The sequence below is a fragment of the Neobacillus sp. plas4 genome, from assembly GCF_057221695.1.
In genome coordinates, this window is the sequence record NZ_CM170152.1 from 3,773,638 (window position 1) to 3,793,541 (window position 19,904).

20 protein-coding genes, 3 riboswitches and 1 other annotated feature (1 of these 24 running past the window's edge) are annotated in these 19,904 nt (G+C 40.0%); all 20 genes read right to left on the bottom strand.

The features are described 5' to 3' along the window. Positions 1-73: 73 nt before the first annotated feature. Complete coding sequence (locus AC2TFD_RS18800; RefSeq protein WP_484673725.1) at positions 74-628, bottom strand: nitroreductase family protein; 555 nt, start codon at positions 626-628, stop codon at positions 74-76. Then, positions 622-1,383: a uroporphyrinogen-III C-methyltransferase gene (cobA, locus tag AC2TFD_RS18805; protein ID WP_335567881.1), complete on the bottom strand. Its 762-nt coding sequence runs from the start codon at positions 1,381-1,383 to the stop codon at positions 622-624. The genes AC2TFD_RS18800 and cobA overlap by 7 nt, the downstream gene beginning before the upstream one ends. Continuing rightward, entirely contained in the window at positions 1,380-2,009 is a 630-nt protein-coding gene (locus AC2TFD_RS18810) for a precorrin-2 dehydrogenase/sirohydrochlorin ferrochelatase family protein (RefSeq protein ID WP_335567880.1), read from the bottom strand. The genes cobA and AC2TFD_RS18810 overlap by 4 nt, the downstream gene beginning before the upstream one ends. Beyond that, a complete protein-coding gene (locus AC2TFD_RS18815) occupies positions 1,978-3,363 on the bottom strand; it encodes a cobyrinic acid a,c-diamide synthase CobB (protein ID WP_335519062.1) in 1,386 nt (461 codons plus the stop codon). The genes AC2TFD_RS18810 and AC2TFD_RS18815 overlap by 32 nt, the downstream gene beginning before the upstream one ends. Further along, positions 3,360-4,496, bottom strand: a complete 1,137-nt coding sequence (locus tag AC2TFD_RS18820) for a cobalt-precorrin 5A hydrolase (RefSeq protein ID WP_335519066.1) — start codon at positions 4,494-4,496, stop codon at positions 3,360-3,362. Before AC2TFD_RS18820 ends, AC2TFD_RS18815 begins: the two co-directional genes overlap by 4 nt. Further along, positions 4,489-5,271: a precorrin-4 C(11)-methyltransferase gene (cobM, locus tag AC2TFD_RS18825; protein WP_335519069.1), complete on the bottom strand. Its 783-nt coding sequence runs from the start codon at positions 5,269-5,271 to the stop codon at positions 4,489-4,491. The genes AC2TFD_RS18820 and cobM overlap by 8 nt, the downstream gene beginning before the upstream one ends. Continuing rightward, entirely contained in the window at positions 5,271-5,975 is a 705-nt protein-coding gene (gene cobI, locus AC2TFD_RS18830; RefSeq protein ID WP_484673726.1) for a precorrin-2 C(20)-methyltransferase, read from the bottom strand. The genes cobM and cobI overlap by 1 nt, the downstream gene beginning before the upstream one ends. Beyond that, a complete protein-coding gene (cbiE, locus tag AC2TFD_RS18835) occupies positions 5,975-7,168 on the bottom strand; it encodes a precorrin-6y C5,15-methyltransferase (decarboxylating) subunit CbiE (RefSeq protein WP_484676340.1) in 1,194 nt (397 codons plus the stop codon). The genes cobI and cbiE overlap by 1 nt, the downstream gene beginning before the upstream one ends. After that, entirely contained in the window at positions 7,143-8,279 is a 1,137-nt protein-coding gene (locus AC2TFD_RS18840; protein WP_484673727.1) for a cobalt-precorrin-5B (C(1))-methyltransferase, read from the bottom strand. The genes cbiE and AC2TFD_RS18840 overlap by 26 nt, the downstream gene beginning before the upstream one ends. Beyond that, positions 8,254-8,919, bottom strand: coding sequence for a precorrin-8X methylmutase (locus AC2TFD_RS18845; RefSeq protein WP_484676341.1), 666 nt, complete (start codon positions 8,917-8,919; stop codon positions 8,254-8,256). Before AC2TFD_RS18845 ends, AC2TFD_RS18840 begins: the two co-directional genes overlap by 26 nt. Continuing rightward, entirely contained in the window at positions 8,909-9,685 is a 777-nt protein-coding gene (gene cobK / locus AC2TFD_RS18850) for a precorrin-6A reductase (protein WP_484673728.1), read from the bottom strand. The genes AC2TFD_RS18845 and cobK overlap by 11 nt, the downstream gene beginning before the upstream one ends. A 9-nt stretch (positions 9,686-9,694) precedes the next feature. Beyond that, positions 9,695-11,317: a precorrin-3B C(17)-methyltransferase gene (cobJ, locus tag AC2TFD_RS18855; RefSeq protein ID WP_484673729.1), complete on the bottom strand. Its 1,623-nt coding sequence runs from the start codon at positions 11,315-11,317 to the stop codon at positions 9,695-9,697. A gap of 139 nt (positions 11,318-11,456) precedes the next feature. Then, positions 11,457-11,634, bottom strand: a riboswitch (cobalamin riboswitch). A gap of 93 nt (positions 11,635-11,727) precedes the next feature. Next, positions 11,728-12,552 carry an energy-coupling factor ABC transporter ATP-binding protein gene (locus AC2TFD_RS18860; RefSeq protein WP_484673730.1) on the bottom strand — a complete coding sequence of 275 codons (825 nt, stop codon included), beginning with the start codon at positions 12,550-12,552 and terminating at the stop codon, positions 11,728-11,730. Positions 12,553-12,579: 27 nt separating this feature from the next. After that, entirely contained in the window at positions 12,580-13,362 is a 783-nt protein-coding gene (gene cbiQ, locus AC2TFD_RS18865; protein ID WP_484676342.1) for a cobalt ECF transporter T component CbiQ, read from the bottom strand. A gap of 18 nt (positions 13,363-13,380) precedes the next feature. Next, positions 13,381-13,662, bottom strand: coding sequence for an energy-coupling factor ABC transporter substrate-binding protein (locus AC2TFD_RS18870; RefSeq protein ID WP_484673731.1), 282 nt, complete (start codon positions 13,660-13,662; stop codon positions 13,381-13,383). Position 13,663: 1 nt separating this feature from the next. Continuing rightward, positions 13,664-14,332, bottom strand: coding sequence for an energy-coupling factor ABC transporter permease (locus tag AC2TFD_RS18875; protein ID WP_335517581.1), 669 nt, complete (start codon positions 14,330-14,332; stop codon positions 13,664-13,666). A 247-nt stretch (positions 14,333-14,579) separates the two neighbouring features. Beyond that, a riboswitch (cobalamin riboswitch) is annotated at positions 14,580-14,773 on the bottom strand. A 120-nt stretch (positions 14,774-14,893) separates the two neighbouring features. Further along, entirely contained in the window at positions 14,894-16,285 is a 1,392-nt protein-coding gene (locus AC2TFD_RS18880; protein ID WP_484673732.1) for an ATP-binding cassette domain-containing protein, read from the bottom strand. Then, complete coding sequence (locus AC2TFD_RS18885; RefSeq protein ID WP_484676343.1) at positions 16,282-17,304, bottom strand: FecCD family ABC transporter permease; 1,023 nt, start codon at positions 17,302-17,304, stop codon at positions 16,282-16,284. The genes AC2TFD_RS18880 and AC2TFD_RS18885 overlap by 4 nt, the downstream gene beginning before the upstream one ends. 10 nt (positions 17,305-17,314) lie before the next feature. Continuing rightward, positions 17,315-18,301 carry an ABC transporter substrate-binding protein gene (locus tag AC2TFD_RS18890; protein WP_484676344.1) on the bottom strand — a complete coding sequence of 329 codons (987 nt, stop codon included), beginning with the start codon at positions 18,299-18,301 and terminating at the stop codon, positions 17,315-17,317. Between the two features lie 189 nt (positions 18,302-18,490). Further along, positions 18,491-18,693, bottom strand: a riboswitch (cobalamin riboswitch). Positions 18,694-18,842: 149 nt separating this feature from the next. Further along, positions 18,843-19,649 carry a YitT family protein gene (locus AC2TFD_RS18895; RefSeq protein WP_484673733.1) on the bottom strand — a complete coding sequence of 269 codons (807 nt, stop codon included), beginning with the start codon at positions 19,647-19,649 and terminating at the stop codon, positions 18,843-18,845. 124 nt (positions 19,650-19,773) lie between these two features. Continuing rightward, positions 19,774-19,904: a binding site (T-box leader), on the bottom strand (it continues 120 nt past the right edge of the window).

Below are 19,904 nucleotides of genomic sequence, written 5' to 3' on the forward strand. Positions count from 1 at the left end.
TCCACAATACGAATGGACAATCATACAGTATTTGCAACAGTTGCCCGTACAATCGTGCCACGTACAAACCGCCTTATAGCCAAGTGGTTTTTTCTGCAAATGGTGTACGCTTTTTCGCGGAAGTGATTTCTTCTGCAGGGTAACCAATACATAACGTCCCTACTAATTGCTCCCCAACCGACGCACCAATAAAATCATGTAATGCTGTATCATGCACTAAGCCAACACCGCGTGTACGCCATACCATGCCTAAACCAAGCTGTTCAGCCATTAACCATATCGACATAATCGCACTGCTGACTGCAAAGGTATTATCTTTTGTTGCACCTTCGTCTCCATCGACAATCGCAGAAGTCACGACAATGACAAGCGGTGTCTTTGTGACAGCTTCCATTGAGCTTTCCACTAAATGCGGTTTTGTTGGGAAGCGTTTTTGTAAATAATCGAGCGCCACTTGCTCATATCGTTTTAAGCTATCGCCCTGTAATACATAGAAATGCCAGGGCTCACGCATACGGTCATTTGGTGCATACGTTGCTGCTTCTAATAAAGTCTCAATTTTGTCACGTTCGACTTCGTGCGTTTCAAATTGGCGAATCGCACGGCGTTTTTTTAATGCATCTAACATAATTCATGCTCCTTTTCTATAAACCAGGCAATTTGATCCCGTACGCTAACAACCTCACCAACTAAAATCATGGATGGATTAGAGATACGATGTTTTTGAATATCTTGTGCAATCGTGGATAGATTGCCTGTAATCGTACGCTGATTTTTGGTTGTGCCCCATTCAATGACGGCAACAGGTGTTGATTCACTTTTGCCATAGGTAATTAAGCTTTTCGTAATATGCGCGATATTGCCAATGCTCATATAAAAGGCCACCGTATCAATTTGAGCTAGCGCGGACCAATTTAAAAAATCCTGCTCCTTTTCTTGACGGCCATGACCTGTAACAATTGCAAAGCTTGCAGCATAATCACGATGTGTTACAGGAATCCCTGCATAAGCAGGCACAGCAATTCCCGCTGTAATACCAGGCACGATTTCAAATGGAATATCGGCTTGACGTAAAATCGCGGCCTCTTCTGCACCACGTCCAAAGACAAATGGGTCACCGCCTTTTAAGCGGAGAACCTGCTTGCCAAGATTGGCTTGTTCCACTAGCACACGATGAATTTCATCTTGAATCAGTCCATGCCTGCCGGGTTCTTTTCCACAATAAATCAGCTCGGCGTCAGGCTTCGCATGTTTTAATAATTCAACATTCACCAGACGGTCATATAAAATCACATCTGCTTGCTGAATGCACTCTAATCCACGAATCGTCAATAGTTTTGGGTCACCAGGACCAGCTCCTACAATATATACAAATCCGCTCACCGCTTTTCTCCTATACGCTGCTGCAGCCACGCTTCACATTTTTGTTTTTCATCTTGCTCGATCCATTGTAATAACTGTGGATCCAGGAGCTCTGCTAATAGCTGTTTTTTCTCATCGCCTGTAGACACTTGTAAAATGTGCTGCCGTGCTTCCTTTAAAAAAGCAACATACTGCGCGTAATGTACTCCAAATTGCTCTTCTAAATTCGTCTTTACCTGGCGTGTCAGACCTGGACTTGCTCCAGACGTCGATACAGTCAAAACGAAATCACCGCGGCGAACTACTGCTGGATTGATGAAATCAACACGTCCTTTTGCATCCGCACGGCTGAGTAATTGCCAATGCTGGGCCGCTTCTTCCACTGCATTGTTTACCTCTTCCTCATTTGTAACGGCGAAAATCAGTGCTGCATCATCTAAATCAGCAGGTTCAAATTCTTTTTCTTTCCATGTCACAAGCCCTTCATTGATATAGTGCTGCAATTTTTCGGTTACCTCTGGGCTTATCACTGTCACTAGCGCATTTGTTGGCAGCAGCGCTTCCACCTTTTGACGTGCTACATGTCCGCCCCCAACAATAACAACCTTTTTATAGTCAATATTCATTAATAGTGGGAAATAATTCATTGTTTACCTCCAAACATGCTGTAAGCCAGTTTTTCACAAGCTGTGGATTCGAAGCAAAATGAAAGTGTGTATAGCCAGCAACAATATTTTTATGTAGATAACCTTCCTGCTGAGCACGCAAACGGCCTTTACTAAAATAAGCTGGTGATGTATGCTTCCCCTCGTACGTTGAGTAATGGAACTCATGCCCTTTTGCCTGCTCCTCTTCATTGATTAGAAAGTTCCCTGGAACACCTGTAATTTCCCGGTAGCCAAGTGCCGCTAATTTATCCTGCATCCGTACATGTCCTGGAATGATTCCGAGCATTTGGAAAACCTGTCCTTGACGATTCACAATTTCCTCTGTTAAATACATAAAACCGCCGCATTCCGCTAATGTTGGCATCCCTTGCTTAAGAGCGGCTCTTATTGATTGCTTTGTTTCTTCATTTTTCGCCAATTGTTCCGCAAACTCTTCCGGGAAACCGCCGCCAATATACAGCCCCTGCGCTTTTTCTGGAACTTCCTCATTTTGTAATGGAGAAAAGTAATGCAAGGTGGCACCATATGCACGGAGTAATTCTAAATTTTCTTCATAATAAAAGTTAAAAGCGGCATCCTTTGCAACTGCAATATGTACTTCTTGTCTTTGCTCCTGTACATCAAATATAGATTCAGTAACGTCCAATGATTGTGTTTTTGTAATTTCCAGCAGCTGTTCAATATCCACTGTTTCTTCAATTGCTTCTGCAAGACTATTAAAATAGGAATCTAGATCACCACGTTCAATGGCGGGAACTAAACCGAGATGACGGCTTGGCATCGAAGGTACAGCTCCTTTTGGCAGATAGCCAATGACTGGAATTCCACATTCTTGTTCAATCGCTGCCTTGACAATTTCAAAATGGCTTTTACTTCCTAATTGATTGGCAATAACACCAACAATATTGGAGCTTTCATCTAACATTTGAAATCCCTTGACAATCGCAGCCGCACTTCTTGCCATACTTGCTGCATTGACAATTAAAATGACGGGACTTTTTGTAATCACACTAATATGAGCAGCAGATCCTTCATTTGATAATGGGGATTTGCCATCATAAAAGCCCATCACTCCTTCAATAATTGCTGCATCTGCATCTTGGCTCGCTCTTGCGACAATGGCACGGACTGTATCATGGGACATCATGAAACTATCAATATTACGAGAAGGGCGTTTTGTGACAGCTGTATGATACGTTGGGTCAATATAATCAGGACCGCATTTAAAGCCCTGGACTGTTAATCCACGCTTCATAAGCGTACGCATGATGCCGATTGTGAATGTTGTTTTTCCAACACCGCTTCCTGTGCCGGCTAGAACAAATCGATTCATTGTACTTCCTCCTGAAAGTTGAAACGTGCAATGGAAATGGTCACATTTCCGCTTTTCTTTTTCTCGAGCAGTAATTCTTTCGCATTCGAATAACGCAATGCGGCCGGCTCGCTGACCCCATATGCACCTGTATATTTAAAGACTGTTTCTGATGGGTTTTGCATTGGTATTTCATTTAGCTGGTCAGGTGTGTAAGTTACAAACGGCCAGTTATGTTTAGCCGTTAATTCAAGCAGGCCTGTTTCGTTTTTCTTTAAGTCGATGGTCGCAACTGCTTTGACACTTTTTTTACTTAAACGCAGCTCCGCTAATGTTTCATCTATGACTTGTTCAATTTCTGCCATTACCGTGCCACGATTACAGCCAATGCCAAGTACAATTGATTTTGGACGATATATAACGCCGTTCTCGAGCAGCACCTCTTCATGCGCCTCAATTAACCGATCTGTAATAAGAAGGGCCGCTTGTGGCTTTGCCATGATCGCTTCATCTATTGATGGATAAATTCTCAAATTTTCTGGCATTGAGCGATCGTACATCCACCAATTTTTTTCTCCCGTCTCTTGGACGATTGCAACATGCTCTTCATTTACAACCGAAGCACTAACGGGTGTTAATTTTTCTTCGCTATCCCAAATCCAACCAAATTGTGCGCCAAATAAATCAACTGAAATTGTTTTTTGAACATCTGATGCGGTTGTAACAACGGGTGCTGCACCAATCGCATTGGCAAATTCATGGGTTAAGGCATTAGCACCGCCAATATGACCCGATAATACGCTGACGACAAACTGACCTTTATCATCCACCACTAACACTGCAGGATCTTTCTTTTTATCAATCAAAAGCGGAGCAATCATGCGAACGACAGCACCGAGGGAAATGATGCAAATGATTCCTTTATACTGCTGGAACAAAGCGGGCAATAATAGGCGAACCGTACCATCAAATAACTGAATTTGGCGCGCCTTTTCGTCGCCCTGCTCGAATTTCTTCATATAATAAAGGTCCGCATATGGGAATTTTTGCGCATAGCTTCTTGCATGTGCCACCCCATGTTTCGTTATGGCGACGAGAGCATATGGTTTGCGCTTTTCTATTACAGGAATTTCACCTTCACGTAAACTAATCATTCTCCTTCACACCTTTGCGGAAGCCATGAGTAAAGGTTTTGTCATATAGCTTCGAACGATAATTTTTTTCATAGATATCCGGGTCCAATGCCCAGCCTGCTAGAATCATCGCATGCTTGCGAATACCATTGACGCGCATTGCTTCATCTAATTCAGCAACTGTTGTCCGTACAATTTTTTGGTCTGGCCACGAAGCACGCTGCACAACCGCAACCGGTGTATCGTCTGCCCAGCCTGCTGCCTGCAGTTCTTTGGTAATTTTCTTTGTTAATGTTGCACTTAAAAACATGGCAATCGTACAGTGATGGCTTGCCAGTGCCTGTAATTTTTCACGCTCAGGCACAGGTGTACGTCCTTCCGCACGTGTTAAAATAAGCGTTTGGGTTAAATCAGGAATCGTCAGCTCTGCGCCAACAGCTGCTGCAGATGCAAAAACAGAACTTACACCTGGCACAACTTCATAGCTAATATCATGCTGCTTCAGCAGTGCCACTTGTTCCATCGTTGCCCCGTACATCGCCGGGTCGCCTGTATGTAAACGTACAACCGTTTTGCCTGCATTGACACGCTCGACGATACAATCCACCATTTCCTGGAGATGCATCCCTGCTGTGCGGATAATTTCTGCCGACTCCTTCGCTTCCGCTACTAACGTTTCGCTTACGAGTGAATCAGTATACATCACAACATCCGCTTCTTTTAATAACTTTAAACCTTTCACCGTGATTAAATCCGGATCTCCCGGACCTGCTCCAATAATCCAAATTTTCTTCATTATTTGCGCACCACCATACATGACAAGTAATTTAATTCTGTACCCCGAAGTTCATTAATCTTCCAAATTACCTCTTCGTCAGAAGTAACTTTTGTAACGACATGTGCTTTTTCTAATAAACTCATTTCCTCCAGGAGATCGAGCATTGCGTCTAAAACTTTTGCTACTTTGATAAAGACGATTGCATCATGGCTTTCAATCACCCGGCGCATTTCTTCCATATCCTCTGTAGCAGGAATCATAGCAACATGGTCATCACCATCAGCCAATGCAATCCCTAAGCGATTAACAGAACCATTAAATGACGAAATACCTGCTACCGTTTCAATCGGGACATCTGGGTGCATCGATTTCATTAAATTCATTAAATGAATAAATGTGCTATATAGCATCGGATCCCCTTCAGTCACAAACGCTACATCTTTTCCTTGAACTAAATAGCTATAAATCGCTTCCACTGATTTTGTCCACTCAGCACGCAGTGTATCTTCATCTTTTGTCATGGGGAATACTAAACCAAGCATCTCTTTTTCTGCCGGGTTAATATACACTTCCACAATACGATGAGCATAAGATTTACTGCCCTTTAATTTTTTAGGATATGCAATGACTGGGCTTTCCTGCAATCTGCGAAATGCTTTTACTGTGATTAATTCTGGATCTCCCGGCCCAACACCTAATCCAAATAACGTTCCCATTCTCATTATTCTTTTCCTTTCTTTGCTGTCACAATATAGATTGGATTTAACGGTTCAAAACGCGTTAAATTTAAGATTGGTTTACTCTTTGAAATTTGTGCCTGTAATATCGATACTTCACAGCCTAATGCTTTTAGACGCTGAAGCGCTTCTGCCAGATTTTCAATCGTTGCAATATTCATAACAAGGCGTCCATTTGGCTGTAAGCGTGAGATACATGTGTACAATAAATGCTCCATATTTCCACCGTTGCCGCCAATAAAAATGGCATGTGGATCTGGAAATTCATCCAGACGATCAGGTGCCTTCCCTAGCACTGCAACAAAATCTGTCCGATGTTTTAATTGATTTTCCAAACAGTTTTCAAGGTCACCCTCATTTTTTTCAATTGCATACACGGCACCTTCCCGAGCCATTTTTGCTGCTTCAATCGCTACTGAACCAGTGCAAGTCCCAATATCCCAAACAATACTATTTTCTTTAAGACCTAACTCCTGCAGACAAAGAGTTCGAATTTCTCTTTTAGTAATTAACCCTTTATCTGGTTTTCGCTGAAAAAATGCATCATCCGGAATGCCAAGAGGGGTGCGTTCGACTAACTCACGCTGTTTTAAAATCACAACATTCAATGGAAAAAAGGAAGTTTGCTCCATCTCGTCCAATGTGAAGGAGCGGCAGCGCTCGTTTTTACCTTGTAAATTTTCAGCAACAAAGGCATCATATTCTGTCATGCCGAAACGCTTTAAATATTTTGCAATTGCCTGCGGAGAATTCGTTTCATCTGTTAAAACAGCAATTTTCTTACGCCCATCAATTCTTTGTGCAAACCCTTTAATGGAACGGCCGTGCAAGCTGACAATATACGCGTCCTGCCAGCTGTCCTGCATTTTAGAAAAAGCGAGCTGTACCGAGCTGGTGTATGGATAAATCTCTAATGGCAGCTTCTTCGCAAGTACACTGCCTAGTCCATAAAACAGTGGATCACCGGACACTAATATAACGGCATTCCGTGTTTCTTGCTGTAATTCAGCTATTAACGCTGACAAACCGCCTTTGATTACTTTTTTCTCTTTTTTATATTCCGGGAAAAATTGCAAATGACGTTCCCCGCCTACAAGTACATCACATTCATTGATCCACTCAGCATATTGGGGGAGCAAACCTTCCGCGCCATTATCCCCTATACCAATCATCTTCATCCAATTTGTCAATGTTCTCCGCCTTTCCTAAACAATCTCCATTCATGGCATACAAGGTTGTCGACACTTTTATGTCAGTATTCATGTGATTTAGTGCATAATAGCAGCAGTTTTTGCAAAGTGCTGCAAAAAATGACTCGTTTCCTTGAAGCATTTCACCAACCTGTGAAGCCGTATTCGCTAGTAAAATTTCTCGCTGCTTTGCCTCATCAACACCCACTTTATTGGCAATGCTTGCTAAAAACTCAAAGCTTATCGGTGCGCTTTTTGAGTGAACCATCATAACGCCTTGTGCAACTTTAGAAAACTTCCCCATCATCCCAACTAACGAAACCCTGGGAATTTTCTTCCTTGCAATATTCTTTAACGTAAAACCAACAAAATCGCCCATTTCGATAAATGCTTCTTCAGTTAAATGTGGATACTGCTTCATTGCAAATTTTTCACTGCGTCCGCCCGTTGTAATGACTAAATGCTCACATCCTGATTCTTTTGCTACATTGATTGCTTGCACGATACTTGCCATATAAGCAGAACTTGAAAATGGCACCACTGTTCCCCGTGTACCTAATATCGAAATTCCGCCAATAATGCCTAATCGCCCATTCAATGTTTTTTCAGCAATCTCTTCACCGTCTGGTACAGAAATAACCACTTCAATTCCACAATTCAATTTAAATTTTTCCATTGTATCTCGTACAACAGCAAATATCATTTTACGCGGTACGGGGTTTATCGCTGCTTGACCTACAGGTACAGGAAGTCCCGCTTTTGTTACTCGCCCTACACCAACCCCGCCATCTAAATGAATACCTTCTTCTTCTGAATAACGAACGGTACTTTGAATTCGTGCCTGGTGCGTAGCATCAGGATCGTCCCCGGCATCTTTAATCGTTTCACACATTACCTCGTCATCTGAGACTTCAAATGCCGTTACTTTAAATGTTGCATACTGACCAACCGGTAAATAAATCGTAACTTCATCTGGTACCTTTCCACTCACAAGTGCTTGCAGTGCCGCTTTTGTCATCGCTGTTGCACATGCTCCTGTCGTGTAGCCATGACGCATTTGTGAAGGGTCTTTTTTATTTCGTTTCTTTTGCTCGTTCATCCGCCATAATCGAAATGGCATTAAGTGCAGCGACTGTCACTGTACTGCCACCCTTTCTTCCAACATTTGTAATAAATGGAATCCCTTCCAGCACTGCTAACTCCGCTTTCGACTCTGCTGCTGATACAAAGCCGACTGGCATTCCAATAATTAAGTCCGGTTTTGCAGCACCATCTTTTATTAATCGAATCAACTCCAGCAATGCGGTTGGTGCATTGCCAATGGCATAGATTCCTCCTTCATGTAAACGCGTTGCCTTTTGCATGGAAATAATAGCACGTGTTGTTCCTTGAGCCTTCGCTTCCTTTGAGACATCTTCATCCGCAATATAACAATGTAAATCCCCGCCATGCTTTTGGAATCGTTTCCGTCCTGAACCGCTTTCGATCATTTGTACATCCACCACTACATGTCGGCCCGCTAAAATGGATTGAACCCCTGCCTCAATGGCATCAGGTGTAAAAATCATGCTGCGGCCTAACTCAAAATCTGCTGAAGCGTGAATCACCCGTCGAACAACTAGCCATTGCTCATCTGTAAATGAATGTTCGCCCATTTCCTCTTTAATAATGGCGAAACTGTGATCATAAATCTTGTCTGGATCTACCGTTACGGGAATAAACTTTGTATTAAAGTTCATGTTTGCCAAGAATAAAACCTCCTAATAGTTGAGTTACTTCTTCGAAAGAAGTACAAAAATTTTCATATTCAATCGCTGGCCGTTTTATTAAAATAACAGGAATCCCTAATTGTAGAGCAGCTGTCATTTTTTCATCTACAGATCCCACTTTGCCGCTTTCTTTTGTAATCATTAGAGACACATTATATTGCTCACATAGTGCTTTATTTAATGATTCCGAAAATGGGCCCTGCATCGCAATAATGTCCTTTTGTTTAATACCTAAACTATTGCACTTTTCCATGTTCCCTATATTTGGTAGCATTCTGCAAATAAGCCGGATTTCATCACGCATTAAATATTTAGCAAATATTTCTAACGTTTTGCTGCCTGTTGTCAGCATGATCGTTCCTTTATGAAATTGAGCTAATTTGGCTGCTTCTTCATAACTTTCAACTTCTGTAATTAGCGGAGAAATAAACTGTTCTTCTGGCCTTTCATAACGAATATAGGGAATATCACATACTTTTGCTGCTGCCATTGCCGTTTTCGACGCTTCTTCCGCATATGGATGGCTGGCGTCGATGACACAGGTCATCTTTTCCTTCTGAATAAGCGCCATCATGTCATCAACTGATAACCGCCCGACTTGATTAGGAATATGGTGGGCATTTAAACTTTCGGCAGCAGATTCTGTGACAACTGTTGCTAATAAAGGATAGCCTTGATTTTGTAATTGAATGGCTAATGCTCTCGCATCACTTGTGCCTGCTAAAAATAAAATCATGTGTTCCTCCTAATCTCCACATGGTGCCGGTTCGACTTCAATTTTGGAGCTCATATCATGATAGTTAAAATACTGAATTTTTTTCACACGTTTAAAATATTTAAAAAAGCGTTCATTTGGATGGGCATTTTGTTTGTACTCTTCTATAATTTTCGTTAATAACGGCAGCAGTTGTTCTGGTTCAATTCCTTCTGCTACTGGCTGTGCAGCATGGGCAGTACGGCCAACCGGCTTTGCGCCAATAAATAAATCAAATTTTTTCTTGCGGTAGACGATCCCGATATCATCGAATACTGCCCGATAACAGGCCATACCGCAGCCGTTGAAACCAATATGTAATTCTTTTGGAAGCTTTAAGCCCCCCAATTTTGCTGCTATTTCTTCTGCATATGGAATAGATTCTGCTTTTTCACCGTAGCAAAAATCACAAGCTTTTAAATTTAAAACATCGCCCACAGGCATCACAATTAAATGATTTTGTTCAAGTTTTTCAACAATCGATTCAGGTTGATCTGTTGGAATCTTTAGTAAAAAACGATGATCTGGTGTATATTCCATGGTGCCGCTCTCACCAATTGTTTCGGCCAATACGCGCATTTGCTCTGGCTTAATAAATTTATTGGCAACACCAGGTGAAACTGCAAATTCAAATATATTTTCAATCGGCTGCTGAACTAAATGCGGATATTCTATTTCCGATTTAGACACCATGGATAATGCCTTTAAGGCCAAATCTAATGAGCTAACTTCTTGTTTTTTTCGTTCAATTTGCTCATAACCAGATTGCGCTTCCCCTGTTTCTTGATTTAATGCCCATGGTTCGGCTTCCTTTTTCAAACGCTGATGCGGTTTTAAACTTTGCTTTTCTTCACCTAACGTATATTTACGCTGATACCCTCGAGGGGTAATGATTTTATTGTCATAAAAGAAAGTAGAAGAATTCCCGATAATAACCGTTGTCAGCATTCCTATATCATGTTCAAGCATTTCAGCCAGTGTTGTCAGCACCACATGTTGATTTTCACGATAGGCACTTTTCACAAGTCCCACCGGTGTTTCAGGAGAACGATATTTTAATAGAATATTTTGTGCCTCTACAATTTGGCGTGTCCGTCTACCGCTTTTCGGATTATATAAAGCTATTACGAAATCGGCCATCGCAGCTGCTTCAATGCGCTTTTCTATTACAGTCCAAGGCGTCAAATGATCACTTAGACTTATCGTGCAGGAATCATGCATGACAGGCGCACCCAATAAACTCGCACAAGAATTAATCGCTGAAATACCTGGTACAATTTCTACCTCAATTCCTTCTTTTTCAGTCCAGCCCTTCTCAATCAGCACTTCATACACTAATCCAGCCATACCATAAACGCCTGAATCTCCGCTGGAAATGACTGAGACAATTTGGCCTGATTCAGCTTTCTTTACTGCATCCTGTGCACGTGACACTTCTTCTGTCATACCCGTACTGACAATGGATTTTGCTGTTACGAAAGCTTCAATTAGCTCCACGTATGTTTTATAGCCAATAATACAATCACTTTGCTGCAATGCAGCTACAGCTCGATTTGTAATATGCTCACGATCACCTGGACCGAAGCCAACAACAAAAATTTTTCCCTTTTTCATAGGCTTACCTCCAAATAAAAAATGCCTGCACTCCTTTTAAAAGGAATACAGGCATGTGATATGACAGTATAAAAATAGCATACTGAAACTCAAAAACAATAGGTAAAATTGTCCCGCCTATACTTCTCCCTCCGAAAAGCAAGTGTCGTTTAAATAAGCAGGTTTCCTGACTTAAGCTTCTTTTTACTCTTACACCTTCCCGATTTCTCAGTGGCATTGTAATTTCATCAGCTCTTACAGTAGCGGGGGCTGTACTAGACTTTCACTAGTTTCCCTATTACCTCACAAATGTGAGCACTTATTTAAATTACTTTATTAATTTTTTTAAATATATCATATAATCTAAATATTTGATACACTATTTTTTAATAATTTTATAAAAGCTTTGTAGAGCAACTCCATTTACATAGTCATTCCATCATTTCAAACAGTTCTGCCTTCGATCTCGGATACTTTTTATTCGATAAATTCGTTCTTTGTAATCTTTCAAACACCTCCATGATCCAAGGTACTTGCAAATGGCTTTTTTCGAGAATTTCTCTTTTATTAAAAACCTCAACGGCTGTTCCTTGAGCTATCAAATGCCCATTGTTTAAGATGATGACCTCATCTGCCCACTCATAAGCTAAATCTACATTATGAGTAGACAATAAAATCGTCCGATTTCGGTGATTAATTTTATCCAAAATTTCCATTATTCTATTTGAATAGTAAGGATCGAGTCCAGCTGTTGGTTCATCTAACACGATTAATTCTGGATCAATAGCAAGAATTCCAGCGATTGCTACCCTTTTTTTCTGTCCGATACTTAAAAAGTGAGGAGGTTTATCTTTAAGCGATTCCGTTTCTGTTAATGTGATGACTTCCTTTACACGCCTCTCTATTTCTTCGGTGGGTAAATTTAAATTTTTTGGACCGTACTTAATATCATCATAAACACTAGATGAAAAAAGTTGGGTTTCAGAATTTTGGAATACAATACCGACTTGCTGCCTTAATTGCTGAATCTCTTTCCGTTTATAGGTCAACTTCTTTCCACTGTATAAAATGCTTCCACTTGTTGGCTTTAAAATACCGTTCATAAGCAGAAATAGTGTCGATTTCCCAGCGCCATTATTCCCTAATAAGGCTATATTTTTCCCTTTTTCAATTGAAAGATTTATTTTATTCAATGCCATCGTTCCATCTGCATATTGATAAGAAACTTGTTCAAACGTTATTATTTGTTCACTCACTCTGCATACGTCCTTTTCATTGATCTTTCATGATTTTGACATAACATATATCATGAAAAGTGTTACAAACGATATAAAAATAATGACAAAATGCCCACGATTATAGCCCATTGATAAATCCACATCATACAAATGTTCATCTCCACCACGACTATCAATTGCGATTTGAAGCTGTTTTGCTGAGAGCATCGATTTAACGAAAAGGCTGACAATAAGCTGTGCAACGCTGTAAATCCAGCTACTATAATTTTGATAGCCAAGCCTGCTAGATTGTGCAATATAAATTTCATTCATCTTTTCCAATAAAACAAAGATAAATCGATAGGTAATCCCCATTAATTCTACAAATACGGTTGGTAGTTTTACTTTTTTTAATACCCAGATAAATTGATTAAGAGGTGTTGATAAAACAAGAAAATATAAACAGCTCACACTTGCTAAAATCGTTGTGGCTAGTTCGTATGATTGTTGGATACTATAAGAACTTATATAGATTTGCCATAAACCTATTTCTACCAGCCAAAGCACCTCTAAATCTTCTTGATAAATAGGTGCAATGGAAAATAAAATGGCAACTAAGCTTGTCATTAAGAAAACAAAAGGGACGAATAGAAGTTTCAAATATGCTATAAACGGGATTTTCGCCTTGAATAACACCCCAATACTCATTACAGTAAAGGTAAAACAAGCCACGGAAATATTTTTTGAAATAATTGTAAAAAAGAGAAAGATCAGTGCAAAACTAACCTTCTCAACGGGATGAACATCTTTTAATCCGCTGGTATAAGCATAATCAACAATTTTTATCATAGCATTCAATTCATTCCACTATTGTTTGGGTGAAGAATACTTTTTTCTAGCTGTTCCATATCCAATGACATATCCGATGATGATGGCACCGAGAGCCGCTTGTAATGAGAATAGTAAACTTTCAATCTCTCCACTTGGTGGTTCCCATATAGCAGTAATCCATGGCTCATAGTCAGGTGCCACTTCGATAATCGCTTTCTCAGCTTGCCTGTCAGCTCCACCAAATTCAGCACCATTTAGAAAAATTAATGGAATAATTGCTAATAAAATTACAATTAAAAATAGTACTCCATTTTTCATGTTAGCTTGCCTCCTTAATTGATAGTAATTGCTTTAATTCTGCGATATTATATTTTTGAAGTAAATTCATCACAATAACCGTAAGTAAGCCTTCACTAATCGCTAAAGGAACTTGTGTAAAACCAAAGATACTAGCAAACTTTACAAATGAAGCCACAAAGCCACCCACCTCAGCAGGGAAAGCTAACGCTAATTGAACCGATGTCACTAAATATGTCCCTAAATCCCCTAACATTGCAGCTAAAAAGACTGCAACAGCTATAGATAAGTTCATTTTTCTTCCAAACTTAAATATTCCATAGGCGAGTAGAGGTCCGACGACTGCCATGGAAAAGGCATTCGCTCCTAACGTTGTAATTCCACCATGTGCTAACAATAGTGATTGAAATAAAAGAACTATTGTTCCTAAAACACTCATCGCCGTTGGGCCAAATAAAATAGTCCCTAATCCTACACCCGTTGGATGAGAACTACTACCTGTCACTGAAGGAATTTTCAACGCGGATAAAACGAATGCAAATGCACCAGATAGACCTAGCATTGATTTCAATTCAGGATTTTCTTTTAATTTTTTCGAAATCGATCGTATTCCAACGGCAACAAATGGAATGGTGATTCCCCACCAAAAAACAGCCCAGCCAATTGGTAGAAATCCTTCCATAATATGCATTGCATAGGCTGGACGATAAGAGTTCGCCCAAAAATAGCTTGTTAAACCTAACAGGACAACAAATGAAACCCATAATGATCTTTTTTTCACTTTAAACTTACCTCCGTCGTATAAAATAGTGACCAAACTAAAAAGAGCATTTAAACCTGGTGGGTTTAAATGCTCACAAAAAACAATGGTATGTTCTGCTTTTAAAAAAAAGCATACTTCCGTCTCCGTAAACACATCCCTATATCCCGTAGGTCACGTCGTGCTTTCTAAACAGGCAGGTCTCCTGACTTACCATCGATGCTCTTTGCGTCTTCCCGCTTTAAAATAAAGCAGTGACATTGTGCAATTAGCTCCGGATTACAGTGGCGGGTACCGTGTCGGACTTTCACCGAACTTCCCTATTAAGCTATACATTCTTAGATGCATAACGCCTGTTTAAAATATGTATTTGATTTTCTTTATATTACATTTCCAGACGGGTGCTGTCTACCATATTTGCTTGTAACCCCTAAGGAAATTTCCTTATTCTTTGTTTTGCAAATGAAAAAACGAGCTCACATATAGTTTGTTTTACAATGAAATTGATACCTTTTCTTCATACTTGCTAAATGCTTCCTTTACAGCATGATACACGATTTGGCCAATTCCTTCCCCAACAATCGTTCCTGAACCAGCGTGAGATAATTTTTCCCCTTGCTGTGTAAGAGCAAGAATCAGGGTATCGGTTGAAGAATGAGAGTCTACTAGATTGTATTCCTGTAATGCTTTTACTTTTGCTTCCGTGGCGGTCATATATCCATCCACTAAAGCACCATCCGTTAAATGTGCATCTATGAAAACCATGATGTTCGTCCCTCTTCCTGCCGTCACGATTGCCATCATATGAAAATTTTCTATTTCTTTAGTTACAATTACAGTATCCTCGAGTTCTGAAGCGGTCATGATTCCGGCCGCTTGTTCATGAGGAATGGAGTATTGTTCCATCAATTGCTCTAAATCGGGGTGTAGACCAAAATCATTCTCCGCCACATAAAAATGACAAAAATGTTTTAACCATTGTATACCAGCACCAATTGCCGTATTGGATAGTGTGCGTAAGGGCTGATTAAATTGAACATGAATATATTCTTCTGTTTGTTTTATTGTATAAAATTCTTCAAAGTTACATGACTGACTTGATGCGGCGTAGTTTGGTGTCATGAGAAGCTGCGGTTTCGGAACAGTTGGGTGTGATTGGGATTTCACTTTTACCTCGTAAACCGTATTTAATTGATCTTCTTTCCTTAATAGGTCTACATCTCCTACTTCCAAAAAACTTCCATTATGTAGTAAGGCAATACGATCTGCATAGAGTGAAGCAACATTCAAATCATGCAGGATAGCAAAAATGGTTAACCCCGTTGTTTGCTGCCGTTCTTTTAATAGATTTAACATGTGAAAGGTATGTTTTATATCTAGATGATTGGTAGGCTCATCTAAAAGTAAGATCTCAGGCTCCTGGGCTAAAGCTTTGGCCAATAGGACCCTCTGTTTTTCACCACCGCTAATCCGCCGAAATTGAGTATTGCGAAAGTCGCTAATTTGGGTTACTTCCATTACCTCCTCAATGACTTTCCGGTCTTCTTTCGAAAGCTGCTTAAAAATTCCCTTTTGATGTGGATAGCGGCCAAGACTAATGATTTCCTCAACCGTATAATCGAAGGATACTTGAACTTCCTGTGTTAAAACCGCCATTTTTCTGGCTTTCTCTAGTTTTGAGAGAGAAGAAATTTCTTTACCACAGATTGATACTTTCCCGCTAATCGTCGGTAACTGCCCTGTAATGAGTTTAAAAAGGGTTGTTTTCCCACTCCCATTCGGACCAAGAAGAGCAAAAAATTCTCCTTTTTCAATTTCTAAATTTATACCATTAATAACGGGGGAATTGAAGTATCCTCCTACCAAGTTTTGAACGTTGATCATCTTCTAATCCCCCTCCCAAGTCTTTCTCGAATCAATAAAAAGGCAAATACAGGTGCACCAATGAGGGCAGTGATAACGCCAATTGGCAGCTCTTTAGGAGCAATGATGGTTCTAGCCATTAAATCAGCTAATATGAGAAAAGCTCCGCCTATTATCAAGGAAAGCGGAAGGACATGTCGATGATTTGGGCCCGTAACTAGTCGTACTAGGTGTGGAATAACAAGTCCAACAAATCCAATTGACCCTGAAACAGCTACTGCTGCACCTGTTAATAACGACGCACCAATTAGAACGAATGTCTTTCCCTTTTTAACATCCACCCCAATATGATCTGCTGCTTCCTCACCTAGTGCCAGGGCATTTAATTCACGGTAGTGATAGAATAATATAAAAGAACCTATTAGCATAAATGGGAGAATAAGTTGAACATGACTCCACCCTCTCATTCCCACACTGCCATATAACCAGTAGATAATTTGTGTCATGGAGTCTCTATCACTTAATGAAATAATGAGAGAGACAATTGCACCAATAAAGGCACTTACAATGATTCCCGCCAATATGATCGTTTCAATCGCAAGACTTTTACTGCTTAAGTGAACGAGTCCAAATACAACGAGTAAAGAGATTAATCCAAATAAAATGGCGACAAACGGAAGCGTAAAACTGCCTAAACCAACAATCGTAAATTGAAAAAATAAAACCAATACGGCACCTAAAGAGGCACCAGATGATACTCCTATGGTATAGGGGTCTGCTAAAGGATTGCGTAATAGCCCTTGAAAAGCAGCACCCGCTAATGCCAGAGACGCACCTATACAAAAACCAAGAAGAACTCGTGGCAGTCGGATATTCCAAATGATCATTTCTTCATTTTTTGGTACCATCTCAAGCCAACCTATGTTAAACGTTTTTTCCAGAATTATATGTAAAATGACAGGGACTGGAACTGCGACACTACTATAAAATAAGCCAAGAAGGCTTGTACCAAGTAAAAGCCCTCCGCTAATCAAATACATCCAACCTATTTTATTTCTTAAATATTTCCGGATAGATAAATTCCGCAAGTGTCTCGACTCCTTCAATTAAACGAGGCCCGGGTCTTGTAACCGTATCACTATCTACGTCAAATACGTTTTTATTTTTTATAGCCGGCACTTCTGTCCATCCTTCACGACTTAGCACCCCTGCTGTTGGATTATCTACATAGTAGCCATAAGTGGTAATAATCACATCAGGGTTTAATTTTACTATTTCTTCTTCCGTCATCTTTACCCAGCCATCTTGATTTTCTGCGGCATTAGTGGCTTGAATGGTCTCAAGCATTTCATGCATAAAGGTATTTTGTCCTGTTGTAAAAATATCTGGAGCCGGTGAAACTTCAACCCAAACTTTCTTTTTATCTTTGATCGCTGCTGCTTTGTCTTTGATTGCTTGAAGACGCTCTTTCATATCTGTAACGATTTCATCTGCTTCCGTCTTACTTCCGGTTGCCGTACCAATCATTTCAATTTTGCTATATACGTCCTCAAAAGATACCGCACTTCCAACAACCACCACGTCAATACCAGCTTCCTCAAACTGTTTTAAGGTTTCTGGATGCGTTTTATAATGATAATCCGTAACAAGTGCAATGTCTGGAAGGAGTGTCAGAACCAGCTCTGAATTGATATCCTGTGCTCCAACCTTTTCTATTTTTTCTACCTCTGGGGGATAGTTATCATAATCGGATACTCCGATTATTTTATCGCCTAACCCAAGTGCAAACGCTATTTCAGTATTACTTGTCTGAATTGAAACGATTGTTTTAGGTTCCTCTTCTATCGTTACTTCTCGATTCGCATCATCCGTGAGGGTGATAGGGAATTGTTCTCCACTTTCCTTCTCCACTTCTTCCGTTTTAGCAGCCGCATCTTCTTTCGTCTTTTGTCCTTCCGTGCCACAGCCTGCTATGATACCCATGCTTAACAGCAGAACTACAAGGAAAAGACCCCATTTTTTTCCGATCAGTTTCATCATTTTTTTCCCCCTTCTATTTTTGAACACAAAAAAACGCTGTTCCGGAGGAAAGCGTTAAAGTAAAAAGGCAGTTTGTTTTATACTACTAAGTCTTGTGGACTGTATGTAACTTGCAATCTTCATAATAAATAAAAAATTATTTACATAATCGATTACCTGCACTTTAAACATTCCTTTCCTCGAGGAAGCTTAAAAACATAATAGGCAGGTCTCCTGACTTGCGAATCACCGTTGGTTATCCCTTCCCATGTTATAAACACAGTGGATTTTTATAACCTTCCTTCTCGCTTACAGTGGCGGGACCGTGTTGGACTTTAACCAACTTCCCTCTTAGTCTCAAATGAATCTCACTTTAGATTATTTAAGAAACCTATTTGTCTCGTATTCATTTTTTTGCTATAAAGGTCATTATAGTAGAGTATTCCACCTTTGTAAACTATTTCAACTGTTCTATCTAATATTATACGTACTCACCTCGCACAATCGTGTGAACCTTCGGCGATTTAAAGCTTTAACTCGCCGGAGGTCTGACCCGAATCTAATTTTTTGCGAATTCTCCATCGACTTCTACCGTTTCAAATATATTAATAAAGGCTTTTTCATCATGGCTGCGGACAATTTTTTTAACTTGCAGCATTTCGTAGCGTGTAACCACAATCATTAATATTTGTTTTGTCTCCTTTGTATAGCCGCCATAACCTTCTGTAATGGTGATACCTCGATAGATTGATTCTAGTAATTCCTTTCGTATTAACTCCCCTTTTGTCGTAACAATCTGCATCGTTAATTTGATGTGATTCGTGTGAATAGTATCAATCATTTTACCAGTCAAAAAAATCGACAATAGCGTATATAGTGCAATATTCCAATCGAAAGCAGCACCAGAAATAAGGACAATGACGCCATTCATGCCCGTCAGGAGAAGACCCACACTAACATTACTAGTGCGTGAAATGATAATCGCAATGATATCCAATCCGCCAGAGGTGCCTGAATATTTCAAAATCACGCCAATCCCAATGCCGCCGATGATTCCTCCGAAAATTGCCGACAGCAAGATATTGTCTGTTACAGGAACGACTGGCAAAAGAGATAAGAAAACGGAAAGTGATACAACACAAATCAATGTATTAACCGTAATCAACTTACCAAGCTTAAAGTATCCCAATATAAGTATAGGCAGATTGAGCAATAGATTCATTAAACCTATATCAAATGGAGTGATTAACCCAATCAAAATGGCAATACCACTTATTCCACTACTTAAAATCCCGTATGGAACCAGAAAGAAATTAAAGCCAAAAGCAACAATTAACGATCCAACGACAACAATTATATTTTTCATACTTCATGAAACCTCGTTTCTAAAAAAAGTAACTTGGGACATAAACAGATCTGATTTACGAGAATAATCGATTGAAATAACTGATGGGCATTACTATTTTTTGTATAAAAAAACTCGCCCCTAAAATAGGGACGAGTTATTACTCGCGTTACCACCCTTATTCCGCAAGTTTCGCAAAATGAAACAATCCGGCTCTCAGTCAACGTACCATCATACGTGTTCCATTGTAACGGTGGAAATTCGTCAAAGCTTACC

Coding starts and splice junctions, on each gene's coding strand:
- AC2TFD_RS18800 (WP_484673725.1), bottom strand. CDS start 628: ATGTTAGATGCATTAAAAAAACGCCGTGCGATTCGCCAATTTGAAACG.
- AC2TFD_RS18810 (WP_335567880.1), bottom strand. CDS start 2,009: ATGAATTATTTCCCACTATTAATGAATATTGACTATAAAAAGGTTGTT.
- AC2TFD_RS18815 (WP_335519062.1), bottom strand. CDS start 3,363: ATGAATCGATTTGTTCTAGCCGGCACAGGAAGCGGTGTTGGAAAAACA.
- AC2TFD_RS18820 (WP_335519066.1), bottom strand. CDS start 4,496: ATGATTAGTTTACGTGAAGGTGAAATTCCTGTAATAGAAAAGCGCAAA.
- cobM (WP_335519069.1), bottom strand. CDS start 5,271: ATGAAGAAAATTTGGATTATTGGAGCAGGTCCGGGAGATCCGGATTTA.
- cobI (WP_484673726.1), bottom strand. CDS start 5,975: ATGAGAATGGGAACGTTATTTGGATTAGGTGTTGGGCCGGGAGATCCA.
- cbiE (WP_484676340.1), bottom strand. CDS start 7,168: ATGAAGATGATTGGTATAGGGGATAATGGCGCGGAAGGTTTGCTCCCC.
- AC2TFD_RS18840 (WP_484673727.1), bottom strand. CDS start 8,279: ATGAACGAGCAAAAGAAACGAAATAAAAAAGACCCTTCACAAATGCGT.
- AC2TFD_RS18845 (WP_484676341.1), bottom strand. CDS start 8,919: ATGAACTTTAATACAAAGTTTATTCCCGTAACGGTAGATCCAGACAAG.
- cobK (WP_484673728.1), bottom strand. CDS start 9,685: ATGATTTTATTTTTAGCAGGCACAAGTGATGCGAGAGCATTAGCCATT.
- cobJ (WP_484673729.1), bottom strand. CDS start 11,317: ATGAAAAAGGGAAAAATTTTTGTTGTTGGCTTCGGTCCAGGTGATCGT.
- cbiQ (WP_484676342.1), bottom strand. CDS start 13,362: ATGATAAAAATTGTTGATTATGCTTATACCAGCGGATTAAAAGATGTT.
- AC2TFD_RS18870 (WP_484673731.1), bottom strand. CDS start 13,662: ATGAAAAATGGAGTACTATTTTTAATTGTAATTTTATTAGCAATTATT.
- AC2TFD_RS18875 (WP_335517581.1), bottom strand. CDS start 14,332: ATGCATATTATGGAAGGATTTCTACCAATTGGCTGGGCTGTTTTTTGG.
- AC2TFD_RS18880 (WP_484673732.1), bottom strand. CDS start 16,285: ATGATCAACGTTCAAAACTTGGTAGGAGGATACTTCAATTCCCCCGTT.
- AC2TFD_RS18885 (WP_484676343.1), bottom strand. CDS start 17,304: ATGTATTTGATTAGCGGAGGGCTTTTACTTGGTACAAGCCTTCTTGGC.
- AC2TFD_RS18890 (WP_484676344.1), bottom strand. CDS start 18,301: ATGAAACTGATCGGAAAAAAATGGGGTCTTTTCCTTGTAGTTCTGCTG.
- AC2TFD_RS18895 (WP_484673733.1), bottom strand. CDS start 19,649: ATGAAAAATATAATTGTTGTCGTTGGATCGTTAATTGTTGCTTTTGGC.